This is a genomic window from Rahnella bonaserana, assembly GCF_019049675.1.
Lineage (GTDB): Bacteria > Pseudomonadota > Gammaproteobacteria > Enterobacterales > Enterobacteriaceae > Rahnella > Rahnella bonaserana.
In genome coordinates, this window is record NZ_JAFMOW010000065.1 from 60487 (window position 1) to 83538 (window position 23052).

Here is a 23052-nt window from a genome sequence, read left to right on the forward strand (position 1 = left end):
ACAAACTTTCCATTGTCGGCACAGGGGAACTGTTGCTTAATCATTCAAACCCTGTTTTTACCTTCTTATGGCCGCCCGGCCTGTTTTTTGTGGGGAAATGCTATGAAGAGCGCCATGTCGCCGCAGTCTAAATTACCGGACGTCGGCACCACTATTTTTACCGTTATCGGCCAGCTCAGCGCCGAGCATAATGCCCTGAATTTATCTCAAGGTGCGCCAAACTTTTCCTGTCAGCCGGCGCTGATTGAAAGCGTCGCCAAAGCCATGCGCGAAGGTCATAACCAGTACGCGCCGATGAGCGGCGTGGCGGCATTACGTCATGCACTTTCCGCTAAAGTCGACGCCCTGTACGGATGCAAATATGACGCTGACAGTGAAGTGACCGTGGTTGCCAGCGCCAGCGAAGGCCTGTATTCCGCCATCAGCGCGCTGGTACATCCGGGCGATGAGGTCATTTATTTCGAACCGTCGTTTGACAGCTACGCGCCGATTGTCCGTCTGCAGGGGGCGAAACCGGTGGCCATCGGCCTGTCGATGGACGATTTCAGCATCGACTGGGATCAGGTTGCCAGCGCCATCAACAGCCGCACACGAATGATCATCATCAACAGTCCGCACAACCCGACCGGAGCAATTTTCACGGATTTTGATATCGAGCGTCTGACCGCGCTGACCCGGAATACAGATATCGTGATTTTGTCCGATGAAGTGTATGAACATGTGGTGTTCGACGGTGAGCGCCACGAAAGCATGGCCTGCCATCCGCAACTGGCAGAACGCAGTGTAATTGTGTCCTCGTTCGGCAAGACTTACCACGTCACCGGCTGGCGCGTGGGCTATTGCCTGGCACCGGCAGAGCTGATGGGTGAAATCCGTAAAGTGCATCAGTTTATGATGTTCTCCGCGGATACGCCGATGCAGGTGGCTTTCGCCGAAGCACTGGCTGATCCGCAAAGTTATTTAGGTCTGGCGGATTTTTATCAGCAAAAACGCGATCTGCTGGCCGAAGCGCTCAGTGAATCCCGCTTTGAATTACTGCCAAGCCGTGGCAGTTTCTTTATGCTGGCGCGTTTTAGTCATTTCAGCCCGCTGACCGACGACGAATTTGTGCTGAGCCTGATCCGCGATCATCAGATTGCCACCATCCCGCTCTCAGCTTTTTATAGCAATAACAAACCCACCGGGCTTATCCGCCTGAGTTTCGCCAAAGATGACGACACACTTTACGAAGGCGCCCGCCGCCTGTGTCGCGTCTGAGCCTATGTTTTTATTTAAATTACGTTATTTAAATCACGTTATCTAAATCACGCCGGGGAATTGTGAATAATGAAAAAGTTGAAAATCGCATTGCTGTTAGGTTGTGCCGTGGCCTCTTTCTCCGCGCTGGCGGACGGTTCCACACTGAAATTTGGTCTGGAAGCGCAATATCCGCCGTTTGAATCCAAAAGCGCAACCGGCGAGTTACAAGGTTTTGATATCGATCTGGGCAATGCCGTCTGCGCCGCTGCCAGCGTGAAATGTGAATGGGTTGACACCTCTTTCGACGGGCTGATTGCAGCATTGCAGGCGCGTAAATTTGATGCGATTAACTCGGCGATGAACGTGACAGAAAAACGTCGTCAGGCGATTGATTTCACTAACGTAATTTACCGCGTACCCAGCAAACTGATTGCGAAGAAAGATTCCGGCCTGCTGCCAACTACCGGGTCGTTGAAAGGCAAGCATATCGGCGTGTTGCAGGGTTCGATTCAGGAAAGCTATGCGCAGGCACACTGGGCACCTGAAGGCGTAGATATTGTGTCATATCAGGATCAGAGCCAGGTGTATCTGGATCTGTCTTCCGGTCGTCTGGACGGGACTTTAGTGCTGGCTCCGGCCGGTCAGAGCGGTTTCCTGTCACGTCCGGACGGTAAAGATTACGGTTTTGTCGGCGACGCCGTGCGTGATGACAAAATCCTTGGCAGCGGTATCGCGTTCGGCCTGCGCAAAGGCGATACCCAGCTGAAAGAGAAGCTGGATACGGCGATCGCTAAAGTGCAAAAAGACGGCGTGGTGAAAGAGCTTTCGAAGAAATACTTTGGCAACATTGATGTCAGTGTGAAGTAACGCCGTCAGGAAGACAGGTTTTGCTTTTGCTCCTTTGAAGGAGGAGTCTGGGAGGGAGTTTTAAGGGCTAAAACCTTATCAAAGAAAACTTCAACTCATTGATTTTTATTTAATACCCCACCCCAGCCCTCCCCTTCGCAGGGGAGGGAGCCGTTCTCAGTTTTAATTAATTTCGGTGTACCGGCTCGGCCAGATGGTTTCGGCTTTGACGCCAATCGCTTCAGCGATCAGTCTTTCGCCTTTCGGCCATTTGCGGGTTAAGGCATTTGAGAGCGTCGAAGAGCTTAAACCGGCGCGGCGTGAGACTGCCGCTATTGTAGTGCCCTTCTTTTTGATTGCCGCAATGATATCGGCCTGATGCCAGTCTTTGTTCATGCGATCACCTCACCGGAGGCATACAGCGAGCAGCGCAGCATCTCGAACCGTTCCCACAAGATATACGTGATGATCTCTTTTATCTTTCTGTCATGCAGCGTCATCAGGGTGAAATTCAGCGCCATGCACTGATCGCAAAGTTCATCAGGTTCGAGATCGGCGTAATCAAATAAGCCGTCGTCCATCGGGATCCCCAAATTCTTGCGGTGCTCGGGAATGGGTTGCGATAACGTCGCTTCAAGGTATTCGAGCTCGTTTTGCAGCATGATGCACAGCAGATCCTGCGAACCTCTGTTTTGCGGGTTCACCAGTGCATTCGCCAGCAAACGGCAACGATCAGTGAGTGTCCATGAATCCGGGGATGTGTCTTTAGTACGTATTTCCATCACAAATTCTCCTTTAGGTAACAATAGTTACCACCGGAGTTCCTAAGCCCGCAGGTGGTAACTCAGACAAGGTTAGGAATCGGCCAAAGGTTACCGACCAGCCAAAAGGCTGCCCCGCCTGAGTCACCAGAACGTCATAATGCAGTATTGAAACTACTTTATAAAGTTGAGACTAAGCGCCGACACGATGAACGTGCCACCTTTATGCACAGGTTCCTAAGCCCGGCTGCGGATTTTGCCGCAGCGAGCAGACAATAACTGGATATCCACACATTAAAAATGGGCAAATCGTGGAGATGAGATACTGCTTCCAGGGAGTTTTTATGGTTTGCAGTAATTTGCAAGCGGCTGCCTGTACGGCAATGAACAGTTAGGTTTTCAGTTTTACGCTTTAAACCGCAAAAGGTTATCCCTTTTTTGGCAGAAACATCCTCTTTTTGAATGGATAATTCAGTGATTTGAAATCAATGAATTAGCGATAGCATAAAAAGAGGCGTACCTGAAGGTAACTAAGTTTGTAGGCGTAATTTGACGATGATTTACTTATCGGTCCGTTGTACTAACATTCTGAAAAATAATAATTTGAATGCCAAAACACAAATGTTTGCTATTTAAATGGCTAGCCTGCTGTTTCATCCAATTGAGGGCAAATGAAATGGCAATTCCAGCTTATTTGTGGTTAAAGGACGGCCGTAAGGATCCGATGAGGTTTTTAATATTGCGGCTATTACTCTCGGGCATAACCACGAATTCAATGGCAGCAAATATTGACTGGCCGGTCGCTTTAAAGGGGATTACCGCCGGGGAACAATTTTGGCTGGATAAAGTTCCCAAACTGGCCGCCATCGCTGACGTAAAGCAATCACAAGACGTCGAAACTGCTTTATCGTCGGCACTGTCAACAAACACCGCCGGTGCGCTGAAGACACTTGAGGTTATTGATTCCCATGATTGGCCTCATTTGGTTGGCACTGACCTGGTTTGTATGGGACCCATAAATAAATCAGCAGCTGAAATTGAGGCGTTTTATCAAAGAACGCGCCTGTCTTTGCTGAGTACTGATAAAGGTGCGGTTTGCCTTTGGGTTCTCGAAGCCACCTATGAGGAGTGGAAAGCGGGCAACAACAAACTGAAAAAGTAATACACCTTCTGTCAAAGCCCGGTCGGCAGACGGGCTTATTTCAAACGCCCAATATTATTACGCCCAATTTTTCTAAGCTGCCTGTACGGCAGTGAACGGTGGCAGCGTATGCGCACTGCCGCACGAACATTTCTAAGCTGCCTGTACGGCAGTGAACTCTTCGCTGAACTGCTCTAAATCGTTATTCATTTTCTAAGCTGCCTGTACGGCAGTGAACAAGCAATGTGGTTTCAAGAACGCCCAGTTGTCTTTCTAAGCTGCCTGTACGGCAGTGAACTTCGCCGGAAGCTAAAAAAACAAAACCCCCTCTTTCTAAGCTGCCTGTACGGCAGTGAACTGCTGCTGTTGCAGTGCGTTAGCCGTATTTTCTAAGCTGCCTGTACGGCAGTGAACCCGAGCAGCGACATCAGCATTGCGCCGTCGAGTTTCTAAGCTGCCTGTACGGCAGTGAACTTTGCAGATGATTTCCTGATGCTGAAATTTCATTTCTAAGCTGCCTGTACGGCAGTGAACTTGCAGGGTGGCGCAGTAGACAGCGAGTTGGCTTTCTAAGCTGCCTGTACGGCAGTGAACTGCGTTCGTCAGAATCCACAGCTATTATCGGATTTCTAAGCTGCCTGTACGGCAGTGAACTGTTGAATTTTCAGGTTTACGCTTTGAACTGCAAAAGATTATCCCTTTATGGGATGAAATACCCTCTTTTTTGTGTAGCTCGCGTGATTCAGTAAAATCAATGAGTTAGAGATGGCGCAAAAAAGAGGGTCAGTTTGAGAGGCCATTTATACCCCACCCCAACCCTCCCCTTCGCGGGGAGGGTGCAGTTCAGCGCCCTGTTTCTTTCATGCGAAGGACGGGGCTGCTTAATACTCTGAATTCACAATCACTTCTTCGCCAAACACACCGGCCTGCGGCAATGGTTTATAGCTTGAGTTGGAGGCGCGCAGTACGCGGATCCCCCTCGCGCTCACGGACTGGGCGGCAGTGATGTCATTGTCAGAATCGCCGTAAAACATTTTAATCTGCTTGTCTTTCAGCCACTGGACTTTGGTGTTCTGCCCGGCTTTGTCACCGGCGAAAATCACAGGATTCACTTTGTTCTGCGGGATCTGGAAATCGTTCTGCAGGGTTTTAGTCACGGTCTCAGTTTTGGTTTCACTGCGTCCCGTCACGAAGTAAATGCTGTCGCCACGCTTGAGATGCATGGCAATCAGGCTCTTCGCCACCTCTTTCGGCATGCTGAATTCATCCCAACCGTTATTCATTTTTTCCCAGAACTGCGGGTTCTTCAGATAATCCTGTTTACCCGGAGAAAACTCGACCTGACCGCGGTAAAAGCCCGGCGAGGAGAACAGCACTGTGTCATCAATATCAAAACCCACTGCCATCGGCGGGCGGCCGTTGAGGCTGTTTTCAATCTGAGCGACGGACACCCAGTGAATGGGAGCTTGCTGCGCGAGTTGCGCGACATTTACACCCGGATAAAGCGGTGCAGGCGTGGTGTCTTTAGCGACAGCAGACTGATTCAGGCTGAGCAGCAGGAAGATGGCACTCAGTGCCAGAGGAGTTTTACGCATTCGGATCCCTTTTTTATGCTTATTAATCTTGCAGATAAAGTGGAGCAACTGGTCAAAAATCTTAACGACCATACCTGCGTAACTTCCAGATTTAAAGGAATTTTCCGGCGGATGTCATAGGAAAAGATGATGGTCACATTTCCAGGTAAAAGCGTCTGAATTATTCACCCATGGCATAAAGCGCTTGGTTCGAAAACTGTTTAGCGTCCTATACTTATTCCCAATTACGTTAGCTTTTAACTTTCTTATAAGAAAACGAAAAGGAATGACTATGCCCCAGTTACAGTCTGAAAACCGCCGCATCGTGCTGGCTTCACGTCCTCACGGCAAACCTGTCGATGATAATTTCCGTCTGGAAAAATCCCCGTTACCCCAAGCGAAAGACGGCCAGTTACTGCTGCGCACCGTCTGGCTGTCGCTCGACCCGTACATGCGCGGACGGATGAGTGACGCGCCTTCGTACGCCGCACCGGTACAAATCGGTGAAGTGATGACCGGTGGTGCGGTTTCGCGCGTTGTTGAATCAAAAAGCCCGGATTTCAAAGCCGGTGATTTAGTGGTCGGCAGTACCGGATGGCAGGACTATTCCGTGGCCGACGCCAAAGCTGTGAAGAAACTGGAAGGCGCTGCGCTCAAACAACCTTCCCTCGCGCTCGGCGTTTTAGGCATGCCAGGCTTTACGGCCTTTATGGGTCTGCTGGATATCGGCGAACCTAAACCGGGCGAAACGCTGGCCGTTGCCGCAGCGACCGGGCCGGTCGGTTCGCTGGTCGGGCAGATTGGTAAAATTAAAGGCTGCCGCGTGGTGGGTATCGCGGGCGGCGAGGAAAAATGCCGTTACGCCGTTGAGCATTTCGGGTTCGATGAATGTCTGGATCACCGCGCACCGGATCTGGATAAACGCCTGCAGGCGGCCTGTCCGGACGGTATCGACGTGTACTTCGAAAACGTCGGTGGCGCGGTATTCGACGCGGTGCTGCCGCTGCTTAATACCAAAGCACGTGTTCCGGTGTGCGGACTGGTTTCACAGTACAACGCGACCGGGCTCAAAGACGGACAAGATCGCCTGTCGCTGCTGACCGGGACTATCCTGAAGAAACGCATGCGCGTGCAGGGCTTTATTATTTTTGATGATTACGGCCATCGCTATCCTGAGTTTGCAAAACAGATGAGCGAATGGTTTGAAGCCGGAAAGATCAAATTCCGCGAAGACATTGTGGAAGGATTAGAGAACGCGCCGCAGGCATTCTTTGGTCTGCTGGAAGGTAAAAACTTTGGCAAACTGGTTGTTCGTGTCGGTCAGGACTGATTTCACTCACTTCAGCTGACGACGTCCACAGGAGGTAACATGAAATTACTGATTGTATTGACATCACACGATAAGCTCGGCGAAACCGGCAAGAAAACCGGCTTCTGGCTGGAAGAGTTCACTGCACCCTATTATGAATTTCTCGATGCAGGCGCTGAACTGACGCTGGCCTCTCCCAAAGGCGGGCAACCGCCGCTGGATCCAAAAAGTTCTGAGCCGGATGCCCAGACGGAAACCACGGCACGTTTTCACCAGGATGAGAAAGCCAGACAGGCGCTGGCAAATACCGTGAAACTCAGTGACGTCAGCGCTGATGACTTTGATGCAGTTTTCTATCCCGGCGGCCACGGGCCGTTGTGGGATCTGGCAGAAGATGCCCATTCCATTGCGCTGATCGAGGCGTTCTGGAAGGCAGACAAACCGGTTTCTGCCGTTTGTCATGCACCGGGCGTTCTGCGCAATGTGCTGATTGATGGTACGCCGCTGGTCAAAGACAAACGCGTGACTGGTTTTAGTAACAGCGAAGAAGACGCCGTCGGCCTGACTCATATCGTCCCCTTCCTGGTCGAAGATGAGCTGAAGAAAAACGGCGGCGATTACAGCAAAGCCGCTGACTGGCGTCCTTATGCCATCACCGACGGTAAGCTTATCACCGGCCAGAATCCGGCCTCTTCCAAAGCCGTCGCGCAGGCCCTGCTGAAAATGCTGGGCGGGGCTGAAATCAGCAAGTAATCTGCGGATACCCCTTCACCAAAAAATGAGGATTTTATGGCATTTACACTGACCAGTAATGATTTGCGCGATGGCGAAAAAATGCCGGAAACGCAGGTTTTTAACGGCATGGGCTACAACGGCGACAACCTGTCGCCGCATCTGGCCTGGTCCGGCGCCCCGGAAGGCACCAAAAGTTTTGTGATAACCGTTTATGACCCCGATGCACCGACAGGCTCCGGCTGGTGGCACTGGGGCGTAGCGAATATTCCGGCTGACGTCACCGAATTGCCGCAAGGCGCAGGCTCCGGGAAAGGCGGTTTACCTGCCGGTGCCGTTCAGACCCGCACAGACTTCGGCAAAGCCGGTTATGGCGGCGCAGCACCTCCGCAGGGCGAACACCATCACTATCATTTCACCGTTTACGCCATCGATACAGAAACGCTGGAAGTGGATGAAAATTCCTCCGGCGCATATCTTGGCTTCAATGTGCATTTCCATACTCTCGGCAAAGCATCACTGACAGTGATATACAGCTGATTCCTGTGGTATAAAAGACGCAGAAAAGGTGGTCAGTTTTACTGGCCACCGTTTTTTTATTGCGGCGATGACCGCAACATTGAAAAAAAGAACAATCTTCTTCATCAAGGAGTCAGTCACAGTGAAAATTTCCACCCTGTCGCGCGCGTGCGCTATGTTGTCTGCCAGCCTGATCCTGGCGGCATGTAGCAGCAGCCATCAAGGCTTATCCAGCCAGGTTGCTCCGGGCACCGCGTCACTGCCCGTGTTATCTGCGGACGAAGCGGCCAACTTTACAGCGAAAAATTATCTGGCCTTTGGCGGCCCTTCTATGCAGGTTCAGCAGCAGGGCTGGTTCCCTAAACTGGCAAGCACTGACGGTGCAAAAACCGACTTCGTGGTCGGCCCGCAGTTAGGCACCGACGGCGCGGCTTACTCTAACGTTCAGCAGGCAGTCAATGCCGCGCTGGCAGTGCGTAACCACGGCGAACGTATCTTCATTAAAATTCTGCCGGGCACCTATAACGGCGCGGTCTACATTCCTGCCGGCGCACCGCCAATCACCCTGTTCGGTGCCGGTAACAGCTCCGCTGATGTCACCCTGGCACAAGGCCTGGAAGCGTCTGCCGCGCCAGCCGTTTACCGTTCAACCGTCAGCCCTGCCGGTCAGTTCCTGCCAGGTGACCGTGCGTTCTATATGTTCCAGAACTGCGCAACGCTGACCACTGATACCATCGGCACTGGTTGTACCGCGACTGTCTGGTCACAGAGCAGCAGCCTGCAATTGCAGAATCTGACCATTGGTAACTCTCTGCTGGATACCGTTGATGGCGGCGATCACTCCGCTGTGGCACTGCGTACCGACGGGGATAACATCATTCTGGATAACGTGCGTCTGATTGGCCGCCAGAATACCTTTATGGCCAACACCGCCAATATCCACAACCAGACTGACAACAGTCGTTACAGCCGCGTTTACGTGCATAACAGCCTGATTGTCGGTGATGTGGATTACGTGTTTGGTCGCGCCAATGCGGTGTTCGATCACGTTGAATTCCACACTGTCAGCAGCCGTGGCGTGAAACAGGCATCCGTCTTTGCTCCAAATACGCCAGCCGCCGCACCATACGGCTTCCTGGTGATCGACAGTAATCTGACCGGTGACCGTGGTTTCGAGCAGGCAGCAAAAGCGAAAATGGGTCGCGCGTGGGATGCTGAGGGCGCGAGCAGCCAGCTGGTTATCCGCGACAGCAGCTTCGACAACAGCTATGACCAGATGAACCCATGGGGCGCATCCGTGTTCTCCGGCCAGCCGTTTGCAGGCAACGTGCCGAAAGATGAGAAACAACAGCGTAATCTGAACGACACCAACTTCAACCGCCTGTGGCAGTACAACAACGTGCTGACTCAGCCTGCGAAGTAATGTCGTCTGATACTGTGATTTAACGTCATGAAAAACCGCCGGAGCTCTCACTCCGGCGGTTTTTTTTCGTTCCTGGTTTGCCGTACTGAATAAAGATTACAGAGCTTCGTTACTCAGACGGAATACCGACACCGTACGTTCCAGATTCACCGCCTGTTCATCGAGCGAGGCCGCCGCACTGGCTGACTGCTGAACCAGCGCGGAGTTTTGTTGCGTGACGGTATCCATTTCTGCCACCGCCAGCGCAATCTGGCTGATGCCGCGGCTTTGCTCGTCAGAAGCTGAGGCAATCTCATGAATGATTTGCGTCACGTGACGCACGGAACCGACAATCTCTTCCATCGTGTCACCGGCTTTCGCCACCAGTTGCGAGCCGTTGTTGACGTTGGCGACCGATTTACCGATCAGCCCTTCAATCTCTTTCGCCGCCTGACCACTGCGCTGCGCAAGGCTGCGCACTTCACTGGCGACGACGGCGAATCCGCGCCCCTGCTCGCCCGCCCTCGCCGCTTCGACCGCCGCATTCAGTGCCAGAATGTTGGTCTGGAAAGCGATGCTGTTGATGACGGTGGTGATTTCCGAAATCTGTTTCGAGCTGACGGTAATTTCCTTCATGACACCGACGACATCCGCCACCAGTTGGCCACCGCGTGCGGCAGTGCTGGCCGCATCAGATGCCAGCTGGCTGGCCTGAGTGGCATTGTCGGCATTCTGTTTCACCGTTGATGTCAGTTGCTCCATGCTTGCCGCCGTTTGCCCGAGTGCGGCAGCCTGTTCTTCGGTGCGCGCCGACAGGTCAATATTGCCCGCAGCGATCTCGCCTGAAGCGCGTGTCACCTGCCTCACCCCTTCGCGGATATTGCCAATGATGCCGTGCAGGTTCTGGTTCATGGTTTCGATAGCGCGGCTCAACTGTCCGACTTCGTCAAAGCTATGGCTGGAGGCGTGGGTTGATAAATCCCCGGCGGCGATACGCTCGGCGGTTTGCAGCGTGCGGCGCAGCGGCAGTGTCAGCTGACGGGTCATGCGCCACGAAATCAGCGCCCCGGCAATAATGGTCGCCACAATAATCGCCAGCATCTCCGAAATGGTACGGCTTACTTCATGGTGAAGGTTGGTCATTTCATGATTGAGCAAGGTGTTCGACGCCGAAGTCAGGGCCAGTCCGGCGGCGGCAAGTTGTGCGCTTATCTGCTGCGGATCACTGCCTGCGGGAGGATTGAGCGTCTGCTGCCAGCTTTCCCGATAACGGCGGATGTTATCCGGCATGGTATCGACCAGTAACTGGTCGCCGCTGGCCCAGGAATGTGCCGCAACATCGGCGCGGACGGTGTCGAGTTTATCCAGCGCCAGACGGTTTTCTTCAACAAATTTCATGTCTTTGCTTGCCATATAGGAAAGACGTGAAAATTTGGCCTCGTTTAGCAGGTCGTTCATGCTTTTAAGCAGCGTGGATTTTTCGGCGCGTTGATTGATGCTGGTGAGATGGTAAATACCGGATAAGGCGATTGAGGATCCCAGTAGCAACACCAGCGCAAAGCCTGCGCCGAGCTTGTGAGCAATGGTGGCGTGGCGAAACCGGCCAGCGATCCCTGAAAGTACATTCATTTTCTTCTCCCTGATTTCCAAAAGGACTGACTCTGAAGCGGCAGATGCCACCGAAGAATGAGTGAAATACGGGAGAGTTATCGACCAGTGCGGAATAACATTTAGTGGAAAGTGGAAATTATTCTTAACTATTAGTGGGAAGCGTCAGGCAATAAAAAAGCCCCTTATTACAGAGGCTTGATCATAATATCACGACGGGATTATTGATCAGCTAAAAAGCAAACATAAGCAAAACTGACCAGTCACTCAATGTGATTAATTAATTTCCAGAATGCTTACCCACATCGCGCCTTTGCCCACCGGGTAGGTTTTGAGCGTCGTCAGCTGACCGTTTTTCGGATCAATTTTCGCCACTTCAATCGCATCAGATTTCTGACCAGCAGTGATCACGTACTGACCAGAATGATCGATATTGAAACCGCGCGGCTGTGTCTGAGTGGCGTGATGCCCGACCAGCTCCAGTTCGCTGCCATCCGCTGATACGGTCAGGATGGAAATCAGGCTCGCAGTACGATCAGAGGCATACAGGAATTTGCCATCCGGCGTGATATGTAAATCGGCCGCCCAGCAGGTGCCGGAGAAATCAGCCGGCATAATGCCGAGCGTCTGTACCTGACGATATTCGCCGCTGGCGACATCTTTCTGATACACATCCACAGTGCTGTTCAGCTCATTGACACAGTAGGCAAAATGATGATTCGGGTGGAATGCCATATGGCGCGGACCGGCACCTTCAACCGTTTTCAGCTCAGCAGAAGCATGAGGTGTCGCTTCACCTTTCACGCTGAAATCAAACTGGCGGATACGGTCTTCTTTCAGCGCAGGGATCATCAGCAGGTGATTGGTCGGGTCAATGTTGGCGGAATGCGGCGCCTGAATATTTTCCAGAACCTGAACCGGTGCCAGCGCATGACCTTTTTCATCCAAAGGATGAATGCTGACATTGTTGAAGCTGTAAGAAGCCGAGAATACGAAACGCCCTTGCAGATCGATGCCCAGATGCGTCGGACTGCCCGGTAATGGCGCCATCGCCCCCTCTTCCAGTTTGCCTTCACCATCAATATGGTACGTCAGCACGCCAAACTCTGGACGAACGCCAACGTACAAACGGTGACCATCAGGATGGATAACCATCGGCTGAACCTGTCCCGGCACTTCCACTGTTTGCAGCAGGCTCAGCTCACCATTGTCCGCCAGACGAAAAGCGTGGATTTGCTGGCTCTCAGGGCTGGCAACGTAGACAACTTGCTTCATCACATCTCCTTATTAAGAATCAAATAGCTGTAATACCCAAAATAGTTCGAGTTGCAGGAAGGCGGCAAACGAGATAATCCCGGGGAGCTTACTAAAGTAAGTGATTCGGGTGACCGAGCGCAGCCAACGCATCTGCAACTTGAAATATGCCGGGTATTAAGCGTAGCTCAGGTTAACACGATTCCCCAACGCTCTGGCGGCACCTTTAGTGCCGGATACGCGGTTTAATTAGCAGGCTAAAAAAGGTAATATGGCGATAATTTCCCCGATCTTTCTCCACTTACGACGGACTGCTCATGACTTATCGCATTATCGCGCTCGATCTCGACGGTACACTGCTGGACCGCCAAAAACGTATCCTTCCTGAATCCCTCGCCGCTCTGGCGGATGCCCGCGCCCAGGGTGTCAAAGTGGTCGTGGTCACCGGACGTCATCACGTGGCGATACACCCGTTTTATCAGGCATTGCAGCTCGACACACCTGCTATCTGCTGTAACGGAACGTATTTGTATGATTATCAGGCACGTAAGGTCTTAACCTCTGATCCGCTCGACAGTGTGAAAGCCAAAAAAGTGATCGACCTGCTGGAGTATCACGGTATTCACGGTCTGTTGTATGTCGATGACGCCATGCTGTATCAGCAGCCAAGCGGTCATGTCAGCCGTTCCATCGCCTGGGGACAAACCCTGCCGGAGAATCAGCGCCCGAATATCATTCAGGTTAACAGCCTGCGCGAGGCGGCGGATGAAGCGCAGTCCATCTGGAAATTCGCGACTTCCCATCAGGATCTCGATGCGTTGCATACTTTTGCGGCACAGGTGGAAAACGATCTCGGTCTGGCGTGCGAATGGTCGTGGCACGATCAGGTGGATGTCGCCAAAGGCGGCAACAGCAAAGGCCGTCGTTTGCAGGAATGGGTCGAATCTCAGGGCATGAGCATGCAGGATGTTGTGGCGTTTGGTGATAACTACAATGACCTGAGCATGCTGGAAAATGTCGGTCTTGGGGTGGCAATGGGTAATGCGGCGGATGCTATCAAAGAGCGCGCTGCGCTGGTGATTGGCGACCATGAAACGCCGGGGATCGCTGACGTTATCCGCAGTAAAGTGCTGAACTGATTAGCGTTGTACGCCTTCCCTTTTCATCAAGGGAAGGCGTTGTTCTTCTGAACCCAGCATGGGCTATTCTGTTTTCCCGGCTTTCACCTTCGGTGATCTGACAGAACGCGGGATCAGACAGTGTTTTTCGTCAAAGTAACGGCTTGGCCAGATGGTTGAAGCCGGAACACCCAGCGCCTCAGCAATCAGCATTTCCCCTTTTGCCCAGGGCCGCGCCAGCGCATTTGCCAGCGTGGAAGACCCCAACCCTGCCTTGCGTGATACGGCGGCCAGCGTGGTTCTTTTCTTACGTAATCCGGCAATAATATCTGCGGGATGCCAGTCATTTTCCATTTTCATCGTTCTTCCTTTCGTCATTGATACAGTCTTCAGAAATCTGCACTACACTTTTCGGTTACAACGTTCAGTAACTCTAAACAACAATGATGTTAAGGGATGCTTAACATAACGTCAATACAGTTTTTATGGTTATTGGCTATGATCCCTCACCGACTGAAGTCAGCACGAGCAAAAGCAAAACTTACGCAGGAAAAATTAGGTGTTTTAGCGGGTATTGATGAAAGCACCGCACGCTCGCGGGTTTCTCAATATGAAAGCGGCACGTACAGCCCGAACTTCGACACCATGTGTCATTTCGCCCGCGTACTGAACGTGCCGGAATGTTATTTCTATATCATTGACGATGCGTTTGCCGAAGAGGTTCTGGCGCTTTACGAAGTGTTCCGCGCACCGGTCAAATAACGCACGCCAAAATTACCGGTTTACCGACACACTTTTGATCTGCGCATACAGCCACTGTCCGGCGCGGATCATCAGTTCGTCCCGCGCCCACGGCGTAATGCGGGCCCAGATGATGTGGTCGGCCATCGCCAGTTTCACTTCCACCTGATTGCCGATATCCAGACATTCCAGCACTTTTGCCGGCAGAATATTACGGATACTGCTGTTATTAGCCGTCGGTTGCAGCACCAGTGAAACATCCGTGGAGTTCACACGAATGCGCAGCGGTGTGCCAGGTTCTTCTTCCACTTTGCTGATCCACAACCGCTGATCGCCCACCGCCAGCGCCGTCATTTCATAGCGCGGATGATGTTCCAGCACACTGACATTCAGCACGCTACTCTGTTCTGCTTTTGGCAGCCAGGGACGCATGACATTGCTCGCCCAGACATCTTCCAGCGCGCCCATCGCCAGCACTTTACCCGCATCCAGAACCAGCACCTTTTCCGCCAGACGCAAAATCTCGTCCAGGCTGTGCGTCACGTATAAAATCGGGATGCTGACTTCCTGCGCCAGACGCTCCAGATAAGGCATCAGTTCCCGTTTACGCGGGATATCCAGTGCAGCCAGCGGTTCGTCCATCAGCAAAATTTCCGGCGCAGTCAGCAATGCGCGGCCGATCGCCACACGCTGCTTTTCGCCCCCGGATAAGGTGAGCGGAAAACGATCCAGTAAGGATTCAATACCCAGCAAACGAACGATGCTGTCGAACTGACCGCGCATCGAGGCAGCCATGCCGTATTGCAGATTTCCTTTTACGCGATAATGCGGGAACAGCCGCGCATCCTGGAAAACATAACCCACGCGGCGTTTTTCAGGCGGCAGGAAAATGTTATTTTGCGCATCCGACAAGATACGGCCGTTTAAGGTGATGCGGCCATGATCGGGTTTTGTCAGCCCGCCGATGGCGTTGATCAACGACGTTTTTCCTGCACCTGACAGGCCAAAAATGGCCGTAATGCCCTGCGCGGGTAAAGTTTGGGTGATCTGCAAATCCAGATCGCCCAGCTTTTGACTGAAATCGAGTTCGAGCATTTCAGCCTCCCAGCCGGATACGGCTGCGTTTTGCCAGCCAGTCAGAAATGAGTAACGCTGCCAGAGACAGCAAAATGGCCAGCACGCAAAGGCGCGCGGCGGCACTTTCCGCGCCCGGCGTTTCAATCAGGGTGTACATCGCCAGCGGAATGGTGCGGGTTTCGCCGGGAATGTTCGACACGAAGGTAATGGTTGCGCCAAACTCCCCCAGTGAGCGGGCGAAGGCCAGCACGACACCGACAATGACGCCGGGCATTGAGAGCGGCAATGTAATGGTGAAAAAGACCCGCCACGGTGAAGCCCCGAGCGTGCGGGCGGCGAGCTCCAGTTTAGGATCAACGGCTTCCAGCGACTGACGTATCGCGCGGACCATCAGCGGAAATGCCACCACGGCGGATGCCAGCACAGCGCCGTGCCAGCTGAAACTGAAGCTGAAACCAAACCATTCATATAAACGCTGGCCGATAAAGCCACGTCGCCCCATCACCACCAGCAACAAATAGCCGATGACCACCGGCGGTAATACCAGGGGCAGATGAATAATGCTGTCGAGCAGGGATTTGCCGGGAAAGCGGCAGCGGACCAGGATCCACGCCATCAGAATGCCAAGCGGCAGACTGCAAACTACGGCCAGACTCGATACTTTCAGACTGAGAAGTACCGCCTGCCACTCATATTCACTCAACATCATGTCGGTTTGTTAATCCTGAAGTAAATGTGCTGCTAAAGATAAAATATCGGCAAAAATTTAAAAGCCTTTAATCACGGGTTCCTGCGTCTGCAAAGTATAAACCGTGACGGAGTGGCGTTGAGACAAAAAAGCCATCCCTTCCGGCGATGGCTTAGGTGTTGTGTTGCGTTGCGTTGCACGGGCAAACCAGCTTATCCGCGCGGAGTGAAACCGTATTTTTTGAAGATTTCAGCCGCAGCAGGGGTTTTCAGATAATCATAAAAACCTTTCACGGTGGCGTTGTCATGGTCTTTGACAATCGCCATCGGGTATTCAACCGGTTTATGGCTGGATGCCGGGAAGACGCCCACCACTTTCACTTTTTTACTGGCCACAGCGTCAGAACCGTAAACGATCCCAAGCGGTGCTTCTTCACGCTCAACCAGCGCCATTGCGGCACGAACGTCGCTGGCACGCGCCAGTTTAGGCTCCAGCGTGGTCCAGGCACCCAGTTTTTGCAGCGCTTCTTTGGCGTAAATACCGGCCGGAACGTGATCCGGATCCCCGACCGCCAGACGGCTGTCGCCAATCAGTTTGGTCCACCCGGTTTTATCAGAGATGTCGACTTTATCAATTTTGCTGCTGGCCGCAGAAATCAGCACCAGTTCATTGCCCAGCAAGGTGTAACGGGTGTTATCAACCATTTGCTGTTTGCTGATCGCATAATCCATCCACTGCTGATCGGCAGAAATAAACAGATCCGCAGGCGCGCCCTGCTCAATCTGACGAGCCAGTGTTGAAGATGACGCGAAAGAAGAAACCACCTGCACGCCTTTTTCTTTCTGATATTGGGTGGCGATATCTTGTAATGCGTTGGTCAGGGACGCCGCGGCGAAAACAGTGATTTTTTCGGCGGCCTGCGCGTGCATGCTGACGCCTGCCACCAGCACGGTCGCGGTAAGTAATCTGCCCCATGTGTATTTCATCGGATTTCCTCTGCTGTTATAGATGCGGATACGTTATGTAGAGATGAATATAACGATAAAAAACACGATGTCATCCGGTTTTTCCGCACTCAGCTGAAGAAGCAGAAGTTTTTTGATCTCAGGCGGGAAATTGAGTCTGTTTCCAAAATGAGTCTGTTTCCAAAAATAGAAAGCCCGGCACAGTGGCCGGGCTTCTGAAAATGCGTTCTCAGAAAACACTCATCTTTTAGTAATGAGGTTTCTCGCGGGACTCTTTAGAGTGACCCACGTGGGAGATGAGGTTGAAGACTTCACCCAGTCCCCAGATCAGACCCAGGATCACAGCGATGAAGACTGGCACCATGATGGCAGCGAAAAGCAAACTTTCTAATAGTTCTAACATGATAGCCTCACTTAGCTGGCTGAACCGCCCAGAGACGGTGTAGGACTTCTTGTATGAAGTCAAAAACGTAAATCAAACTGTGGCAGATAATAACAGCACGAGACTGTAATTACTTTAGCATTTAGCCAACTTGCCTGCCTGCAGGTTTAGCGGCGACAATAAAGCATGATTCATTTAAGGAAGCTGCAATGCAAGCCGAAATTCTCTTAACTCTCAAGCTCCAGCAACGCTTGTTCGCCGATCCACGTCGTATTGAATTACTGCGACAGGTGCGTCACACCGGTTCAATCAGCCAGGGCGCGAAACTCGCGGGGATCAGTTATAAAAGTGCCTGGGATGCCATCAATGAGATGAATCAGCTTGCGGATGAATCGCTGGTTGACCGCAGTACCGGCGGCAAAGGCGGCGGTGGCGCCGTGCTGACGCCTTACGGCGAGCGCCTGATCCAACTTTATGAGCTGCTGGCGCAAATCCAGCAAAAAGCCTTTGATGTGCTTAAAGAAGATTCCCTGCCACTGGACAGCCTGCTGGCGGCGATTTCGCGTTTCTCACTGCAAACCAGCGCACGTAATCAGTTCTTCGGCACCGTCGTTGAGCGCACCCATCAGACCGTCCAGCAGCATATCGATATCCTGCTGGCAGACGGAAAAACGCAAATCCGCGCGGCCATTACCGAGCAAAGTGCCGACCGGCTGGCGCTGACGCCGGGTAAAGAAGTGCTGGTCCTGATTAAAGCGCCATGGATAACTCTTGGATTTAACGCTGAAAATGCCCACAACGCGTTGCGCGGTGATGTCATCAGTATTCAGCGCGGCGAAACAAACAGCGAAGTGCTGGTGAAACTGCTCAGTAGCGAGACATTGTGCGCCACGGTGCCTAATGCCGGAATGGATAAACTGGCGCTGAAAACCGGCCAGACGGTGTTTGCTCAGTTTGACGACGACAAAGTCATCATCGCCACTCTGTGCTAAAAAAATACAACTAATCAGTATCTTGCAAAATAAGCGTTTTCATTTTGCAGAATTGTCAATTGACTTGCGAAGGTGCAGCGCTTATCCCTTATTTTATAATCATTTCAAAATGAGAGATAAAAAATGTCGTCGTTGCATATTTCGCAAGGCGTTTTCCGCCTCAGTGATACCCAAACCCTCACACTTTCCGATCTGACTATCCGGCAGGCCGACAGCTGGGCGTTTGTCGGCTCAAATGGCAGTGGTAAATCGGCTCTCGCCCGTGCGCTGGCTGGCGATTTAACCCTGCTGAAAGGCACCCGCGAAAACAGTTTTGCGCATATAGTCCGTCTGTCGTTTGAGCAGTTACAGAAACTGGTCTCCGATGAGTGGCAGCGCAACAACACCGATTTGCTGAGTGAAGGTGAAGACGATACAGGCCGTACGACCGCTGAAATCATTCAGGATGAAGTGCGCGATCCCGCCCGTTGTGCCGCACTTGCCGCACAGTTTGGTATTGAGAAATTGCTCGACCGCCGCTTTAAATATTTATCGACCGGTGAAACCCGCAAAACGTTGCTGTGTCAGGTGCTGATGCAACAACCCGATTTGCTGGTGCTGGATGAGCCCTTTGACGGCCTTGACGTTAACGCCCGCGCCCAGCTGGCAGAATTGCTTGAGAAACTTTCCGATGAAGGCCAGACGATGGTGCTGGTGCTCAACCGCTTCGACGACATTCCTGCGTTTGTGAAAAATGTCGGCGTGCTGGCTGACTGTACGCTGGCCTCGGTGGGACCGCGTGAACAGGTGCTGGCCGATGCGCTGGTGGCGCAACTGGCGCACAGCGAAAGCCTCAGCGGCATGGCCGTGCCGGAAGCTGAAGATCCGACTGCCCGCGTCAGCCCGCCTGCTGACAGTCCGCTGATCGTGCTGCGTGACGGCGTGGTGGAGTACAACGACAAACCGATTTTGCATCACCTGACCTGGCTGGTCGACCACGGTCAGCACTGGCAGATCACCGGACAGAACGGCGCCGGAAAATCTACGTTGCTGAGTCTGATTACCGGCGACCACGCGCAGGGCTACAGTAACGATCTGACGCTGTTTGGCCGTCGCCGTGGCAGCGGTGAAACCATCTGGGATATCAAACGCCACATCGGTTATGTCAGCAGCAGCCTGCATCTGGATTACCGCGTCAGCACCAGCGTGCGCAATGTCATTACTTCCGGTTTCTTCGACTCCATCGGTATTTATCAGGCAGTCTCAGATCGCCAGCGGTTCCTGACCTCACAATGGCTGGAACTGCTCGGTCTGGGTGGCAATGCCGGTGAGACGCCATTCCACAGTTTATCCTGGGGACAACAGCGGCTGGCGCTGATTGCCCGCGCGCTGGTTAAACATCCTGCCTTGTTAATTCTCGATGAACCATTGCAGGGTCTGGATCCGATCAACCGTCAGCTGGTGCGCCGTTTTGTCGATATTTTGATTGGCGAAGGGGAAACACAGCTGCTGTTTGTTTCGCATCACGCCGAAGACGCCCCGCAATGCATTACGCATCGCCTGAGCTTTATCCCTGACGGCGATATTTACCGCTATCAGATTGACGCATTGTAACTTTTCTCTGCTTTGCGGGGGCCATCAGCGCCGTCACTCCGCCCGCCAGCGCCAGTGTCCCCAGCAATGAAAACCCGGTTATAACACCCTGATGACCGGGATTATTCCTCAGCAGCAACGTCAGCAGCGCCAGGATCACCGCGGTGCTGCTGACCTGCGCCAGCACGCCCAGCCGTAAAGAATAATGATATTCATCACCGGTAAGCCCCTCTCTGCCAGCACGTGCTGCGTGACCTGTCAGCCCTGCCCCGAAACCTGTCAGCAGCATGCCCGGCAGCAGCGCCAGCCAGAACGGCGCTGCTGCCGGCATCATGGATATCAGTCCCAGACCGCCCGCCGCCAGCATGAAACCCCAAAGTAAAACCGTGGAGGATGATATGCCCTGCCCGAGTTTTTCACCGAGCGCCGTACCCGCCAGCCGCATCAGCAGCCAGGGGAGAAAGCTGAAAATAATGCCCGGTACGCTCACGGCATAAAGCTGATACATCGCCACTGCCAGCAAAAAACCCGCAGTATAGGTTACCGCCGGAGAGAAAATGCACGTCCAGAGGCTTATCTGTAACGGCAGCGACGAACGTAACGAACGCGGCAGCAGCGGATCCGGATGATAATTTTCACTAATGATAAACAGCACGAAAAAAAGCGCAGCGGCTCCCGCCAGCGAGTGACTCAGCGGCGTATCCAGCCCGTAAAAAGCAACACTTAACAGCGTCAGAACCAGACTCACAATAAACACCACACCCGGGATCAGGGACCACAAGGGCGAACGGAAACGGATCATCATTAATCTTTCCTCTGTCAGAATCTTGCAAAAAACCTTTGCCATGAAAGATGATTCAATCTCATCCTCAGCATCTTGATAAAGGAGCTTACACCGCCTATTTTAGGCTGTTCAAAGTCATAGATTTCAGCAAAGGATGAAAATAACTCATCATGAAAAAAGTCCGGTTGCCACCACTTGGCTCGCTCAGGGCATTTGATGTCGTGGCACAGCAGAACAGCTTCAAGCGCGCGGCAGAAGAAATCGGCGTGACCGCCACCGCCATCAGCCATCAGATCCGCGTGCTGGAAGAGGCGCTGGGCACCGCTGTTTTTGAGCGCAGTGCGAGGGAAGTCCGGCTGACGGCGGCCGGGGAGATTTTGCGCCAGGCAACGCGGCAGGCTTTTGCCGGATTACAGGCGGCGGTAGAAGATATTCATCACGCAGCAAGACCTGCGGCGCTGACACTCACCACCACGTCCAATTTTCTGACTCACTGGCTGGTGCCAAGGCTGGCGGATTTGAAAAATGCGGCGCCGGACATGGATTTACGGCTACACACCGGTATCGAACTGGTGGATTTGTCCCGCAATACGGTGGACGTCGCTATCCGTTACAGCGAGTCGGCAGACGAAACGCTGAATTCAACACTGTTGTATCAGGACACGTTTGTGCTGGTCGCCAGCCCTTCCCTTCGTCTGACCACGGCGGAAGAGTTGGCTGGCGCGACGTTATTTCATGTGGAAAATCGCCACATTCCGCAACCTTCCCCCGACTGGGAAAACTGGCGTCAGCATTTCGGTCCGGCGACATTAAAACTCGACAGCGGGCTGCGTTTCACCGATGAAACGCATGCGATTCAGGCGGCGATTGCGGGTCAGGGCGTGGCGATTGTCAGCAGTTTGCTGGCCCATGATTTCATCGAAAAAGGCATCCTTTCAACCCCGTTCCTGCACCATCTTCCCGGTGCCAATTACTATCTGGTGACGACGAAAGAGAAAGCGGAACGGGCAGATATCGTCATTCTGAGGCGCTGGCTGCTGGATAAAATGAGCACTATCCCCAGGATGTAGTCCGAAAAATCACAAAAAACGCTGATTAAGATAATGCAATTAAATCAGTGTAAGCGATTACACTCGCCATCAATTCTGACTTAACGCAGGATGTCGCTGGCTTTCTGTACGTCGCACCGCACCTGTCTGGTCACCCAGAAAGGTGCTAAACTGTTTGTGTAAGCGATTCCATTTTATTGGGGATGGATCACCTTTTTCAGCCTTGCAGCGTGATATCGTTGCATCAAGATAATCATCGGGGAGCTCTTATGTACGTCTTAGTCACAGGTGGTAGCGGTTACATCGGCAGTCATACTTGCGTGCAACTGATTGACGCAGGTTATACGCCAATCATTCTGGATAACCTTCACAACAGTAAAGTCAGCGTGCTTGAACGCATTAATACGCTGACCGGCAAAACGCCGCTGTTCTATGAAGGGGATATCCGCGACCGCGCCCTCCTCGATAAAATTTTCAGTGAACATCATATTCATTCCGTCATTCATTTCGCGGGCTGGAAAGCCGTGGGTGAATCTGTGGCAAAACCGCTGGCGTATTACGACAACAACGTCACCGGCACGCTGGTGTTGCTCGAAGCGATGCGCGCTGCAGGCGTCAAAAACATGATTTTCAGCTCCTCGGCAACCGTGTATGGCGATCAGCCAAAAACACCTTATGTCGAAGACTTCCCGACCGGCAATCCTTCCAGTCCGTATGGCCGCAGCAAACTGATGGTCGAGCAAATTCTGGAAGACGTACAGCGTGCGGAACCGGAATGGAGCATGACGCTGTTGCGTTATTTCAATCCGGTCGGCGCGCATCCGTCTGGCCTGATGGGCGAAGATCCGCAGGGCGTGCCGAATAACCTGATGCCATTTATCGCGCAGGTCGCGGTAGGCCGTCGCGAGTCCGTGGCTATTTTCGGCAACGATTATCCGACACCGGACGGTACCGGCGTACGTGACTATATCCACGTGGTGGATCTGGCTGACGGCCACATCGCAGCGATGAAAACCCTGCATAACAAAGCAGGCGTGCATATTTACAACCTGGGTGCGGGCTTTGGTCACAGCGTACTGGACGTGGTTAACGCCTTCAGCAAAGCCTGCGGCAAGCCGGTGAATTACAAGTTTGCACCACGTCGCGATGGCGACTTACCGGCGTACTGGGCGGATCCGACGAAAGCAGAGAAAGAGCTGCACTGGAAAGTCACGCGCACACTGGAAGACATGGCCAATGACACCTGGCTGTGGCAGTCGAAAAACCCGCAGGGCTACCCGGATTAAGGAGCACTAAGGA

The 23052-nt window shown here is 52.8% G+C and carries 24 protein-coding genes and 1 CRISPR repeat array; of the genes, 13 read left to right on the top strand and 11 right to left on the bottom strand.

Annotated features, from left to right (window positions below):
- Window positions 1-102 precede the first annotated feature (102 nt).
- Window positions 103-1257, top strand: a complete 1155-nt coding sequence (locus J1778_RS15990) for a methionine aminotransferase (protein ID WP_217174034.1) — start codon at window positions 103-105, stop codon at window positions 1255-1257.
- Window positions 1258-1326: 69 nt separating this feature from the next.
- Window positions 1327-2106: an ABC transporter substrate-binding protein gene (locus tag J1778_RS15995; protein ID WP_217174035.1), complete on the top strand. Its 780-nt coding sequence runs from the start codon at window positions 1327-1329 to the stop codon at window positions 2104-2106.
- A gap of 162 nt (window positions 2107-2268) precedes the next feature.
- On the opposite strand, the gene J1778_RS16000 is transcribed toward J1778_RS15995, so the two are convergent.
- Window positions 2269-2481 carry a helix-turn-helix domain-containing protein gene (locus tag J1778_RS16000; RefSeq protein WP_217174036.1) on the bottom strand — a complete coding sequence of 71 codons (213 nt, stop codon included), beginning with the start codon at window positions 2479-2481 and terminating at the stop codon, window positions 2269-2271.
- On the bottom strand, window positions 2478-2867 hold the full coding sequence (locus J1778_RS16005; RefSeq protein WP_217174037.1) for a hypothetical protein: 390 nt from the start codon (window positions 2865-2867) through the stop codon (window positions 2478-2480). The genes J1778_RS16000 and J1778_RS16005 overlap by 4 nt, the downstream gene beginning before the upstream one ends.
- A 655-nt stretch (window positions 2868-3522) precedes the next feature.
- On the opposite strand from J1778_RS16005, the gene J1778_RS16010 reads away from it, so the two are divergent.
- On the top strand, window positions 3523-4008 hold the full coding sequence (locus J1778_RS16010; RefSeq protein ID WP_338019648.1) for a hypothetical protein: 486 nt from the start codon (window positions 3523-3525) through the stop codon (window positions 4006-4008).
- 69 nt (window positions 4009-4077) lie between these two features.
- Window positions 4078-4641: direct repeats of the CRISPR family, unit length 28 nt; unit sequence TTTCTAAGCTGCCTGTACGGCAGTGAAC.
- 227 nt (window positions 4642-4868) lie between these two features.
- Here the strand turns inward: J1778_RS16010 and aphA are convergent.
- A complete protein-coding gene (gene aphA / locus J1778_RS16015) occupies window positions 4869-5582 on the bottom strand; it encodes an acid phosphatase AphA (RefSeq protein ID WP_217174038.1) in 714 nt (237 codons plus the stop codon).
- A gap of 271 nt (window positions 5583-5853) precedes the next feature.
- On the opposite strand from aphA, the gene J1778_RS16020 reads away from it, so the two are divergent.
- The 4 genes from J1778_RS16020 (at window position 5854) to J1778_RS16035 (ending at window position 9544) form a co-directional block, all read left to right on the top strand.
- Window positions 5854-6891 carry an NADP-dependent oxidoreductase gene (locus J1778_RS16020; RefSeq protein ID WP_217174039.1) on the top strand — a complete coding sequence of 346 codons (1038 nt, stop codon included), beginning with the start codon at window positions 5854-5856 and terminating at the stop codon, window positions 6889-6891.
- Window positions 6892-6930: 39 nt separating this feature from the next.
- Entirely contained in the window at window positions 6931-7623 is a 693-nt protein-coding gene (locus J1778_RS16025) for a type 1 glutamine amidotransferase domain-containing protein (RefSeq protein WP_217174040.1), read from the top strand.
- 36 nt (window positions 7624-7659) lie between these two features.
- Window positions 7660-8142: a kinase inhibitor gene (locus J1778_RS16030; protein ID WP_217174041.1), complete on the top strand. Its 483-nt coding sequence runs from the start codon at window positions 7660-7662 to the stop codon at window positions 8140-8142.
- 121 nt (window positions 8143-8263) lie between these two features.
- Window positions 8264-9544, top strand: a complete 1281-nt coding sequence (locus J1778_RS16035; RefSeq protein WP_217174042.1) for a putative acyl-CoA thioester hydrolase — start codon at window positions 8264-8266, stop codon at window positions 9542-9544.
- A gap of 96 nt (window positions 9545-9640) precedes the next feature.
- Here the strand turns inward: J1778_RS16035 and J1778_RS16040 are convergent, their stop codons facing one another.
- Together J1778_RS16040 and pgl are read right to left on the bottom strand one after the other, a co-directional pair.
- Window positions 9641-11152 carry a methyl-accepting chemotaxis protein gene (locus J1778_RS16040; RefSeq protein ID WP_217174043.1) on the bottom strand — a complete coding sequence of 504 codons (1512 nt, stop codon included), beginning with the start codon at window positions 11150-11152 and terminating at the stop codon, window positions 9641-9643.
- Window positions 11153-11407: 255 nt separating this feature from the next.
- A complete protein-coding gene (pgl, locus tag J1778_RS16045) occupies window positions 11408-12406 on the bottom strand; it encodes a 6-phosphogluconolactonase (protein ID WP_217174044.1) in 999 nt (332 codons plus the stop codon).
- Window positions 12407-12702: 296 nt separating this feature from the next.
- On the opposite strand from pgl, the gene J1778_RS16050 reads away from it, so the two are divergent.
- The gene (locus tag J1778_RS16050; RefSeq protein WP_217174045.1) at window positions 12703-13524 is read left to right on the top strand and encodes a pyridoxal phosphatase; all 822 of its coding nucleotides are present in this window, start codon (window positions 12703-12705) and stop codon (window positions 13522-13524) included.
- A gap of 63 nt (window positions 13525-13587) precedes the next feature.
- Here the strand turns inward: J1778_RS16050 and J1778_RS16055 are convergent, their stop codons facing one another.
- Window positions 13588-13857 carry a helix-turn-helix domain-containing protein gene (locus J1778_RS16055; RefSeq protein WP_217174234.1) on the bottom strand — a complete coding sequence of 90 codons (270 nt, stop codon included), beginning with the start codon at window positions 13855-13857 and terminating at the stop codon, window positions 13588-13590.
- Between the two features lie 144 nt (window positions 13858-14001).
- Here J1778_RS16055 and J1778_RS16060 point away from each other — a divergent pair, with 144 nt between their 5' ends.
- The gene (locus J1778_RS16060; RefSeq protein WP_217174046.1) at window positions 14002-14265 is read left to right on the top strand and encodes a helix-turn-helix transcriptional regulator; all 264 of its coding nucleotides are present in this window, start codon (window positions 14002-14004) and stop codon (window positions 14263-14265) included.
- A gap of 12 nt (window positions 14266-14277) precedes the next feature.
- Here J1778_RS16060 and modC read toward each other — a convergent pair whose 3' ends face one another.
- The 4 genes from modC to J1778_RS16080 all read right to left on the bottom strand — a co-directional run bounded on the left by modC (window position 14278) and on the right by J1778_RS16080 (window position 17377).
- The gene (modC, locus tag J1778_RS16065; protein WP_217174047.1) at window positions 14278-15339 is read right to left on the bottom strand and encodes a molybdenum ABC transporter ATP-binding protein ModC; all 1062 of its coding nucleotides are present in this window, start codon (window positions 15337-15339) and stop codon (window positions 14278-14280) included.
- Between the two features lies 1 nt (window position 15340).
- On the bottom strand, window positions 15341-16030 hold the full coding sequence (gene modB, locus J1778_RS16070; RefSeq protein WP_217174048.1) for a molybdate ABC transporter permease subunit: 690 nt from the start codon (window positions 16028-16030) through the stop codon (window positions 15341-15343).
- 191 nt (window positions 16031-16221) lie between these two features.
- The gene (gene modA, locus J1778_RS16075; RefSeq protein ID WP_217174049.1) at window positions 16222-16995 is read right to left on the bottom strand and encodes a molybdate ABC transporter substrate-binding protein; all 774 of its coding nucleotides are present in this window, start codon (window positions 16993-16995) and stop codon (window positions 16222-16224) included.
- 226 nt (window positions 16996-17221) lie between these two features.
- Window positions 17222-17377, bottom strand: coding sequence for an AcrZ family multidrug efflux pump-associated protein (locus J1778_RS16080; protein WP_217151106.1), 156 nt, complete (start codon window positions 17375-17377; stop codon window positions 17222-17224).
- Window positions 17378-17565: 188 nt separating this feature from the next.
- On the opposite strand from J1778_RS16080, the gene modE reads away from it, so the two are divergent.
- Both modE and modF read left to right on the top strand, forming a co-directional pair.
- Window positions 17566-18348, top strand: a complete 783-nt coding sequence (gene modE / locus J1778_RS16085) for a molybdenum-dependent transcriptional regulator (RefSeq protein WP_217174050.1) — start codon at window positions 17566-17568, stop codon at window positions 18346-18348.
- Window positions 18349-18471: 123 nt separating this feature from the next.
- Complete coding sequence (gene modF / locus J1778_RS16090) at window positions 18472-19941, top strand: molybdate ABC transporter ATP-binding protein ModF (RefSeq protein WP_217174051.1); 1470 nt, start codon at window positions 18472-18474, stop codon at window positions 19939-19941.
- On the opposite strand, the gene J1778_RS16095 is transcribed toward modF, so the two are convergent.
- Window positions 19895-20725 (bottom strand): hypothetical protein, encoded by an 831-nt coding sequence (locus tag J1778_RS16095; protein ID WP_238484752.1) that lies wholly within the window; start codon window positions 20723-20725, stop codon window positions 19895-19897. The genes modF and J1778_RS16095 overlap by 47 nt on opposite strands.
- Before the next feature lie 149 nt (window positions 20726-20874).
- On the opposite strand from J1778_RS16095, the gene J1778_RS16100 reads away from it, so the two are divergent.
- Together J1778_RS16100 and galE are read left to right on the top strand one after the other, a co-directional pair.
- Window positions 20875-21774: a LysR substrate-binding domain-containing protein gene (locus J1778_RS16100; RefSeq protein WP_217174052.1), complete on the top strand. Its 900-nt coding sequence runs from the start codon at window positions 20875-20877 to the stop codon at window positions 21772-21774.
- 248 nt (window positions 21775-22022) lie between these two features.
- Window positions 22023-23039 (top strand): UDP-glucose 4-epimerase GalE, encoded by a 1017-nt coding sequence (gene galE, locus J1778_RS16105; protein ID WP_113877919.1) that lies wholly within the window; start codon window positions 22023-22025, stop codon window positions 23037-23039.
- Window positions 23040-23052 lie beyond the last annotated feature (13 nt).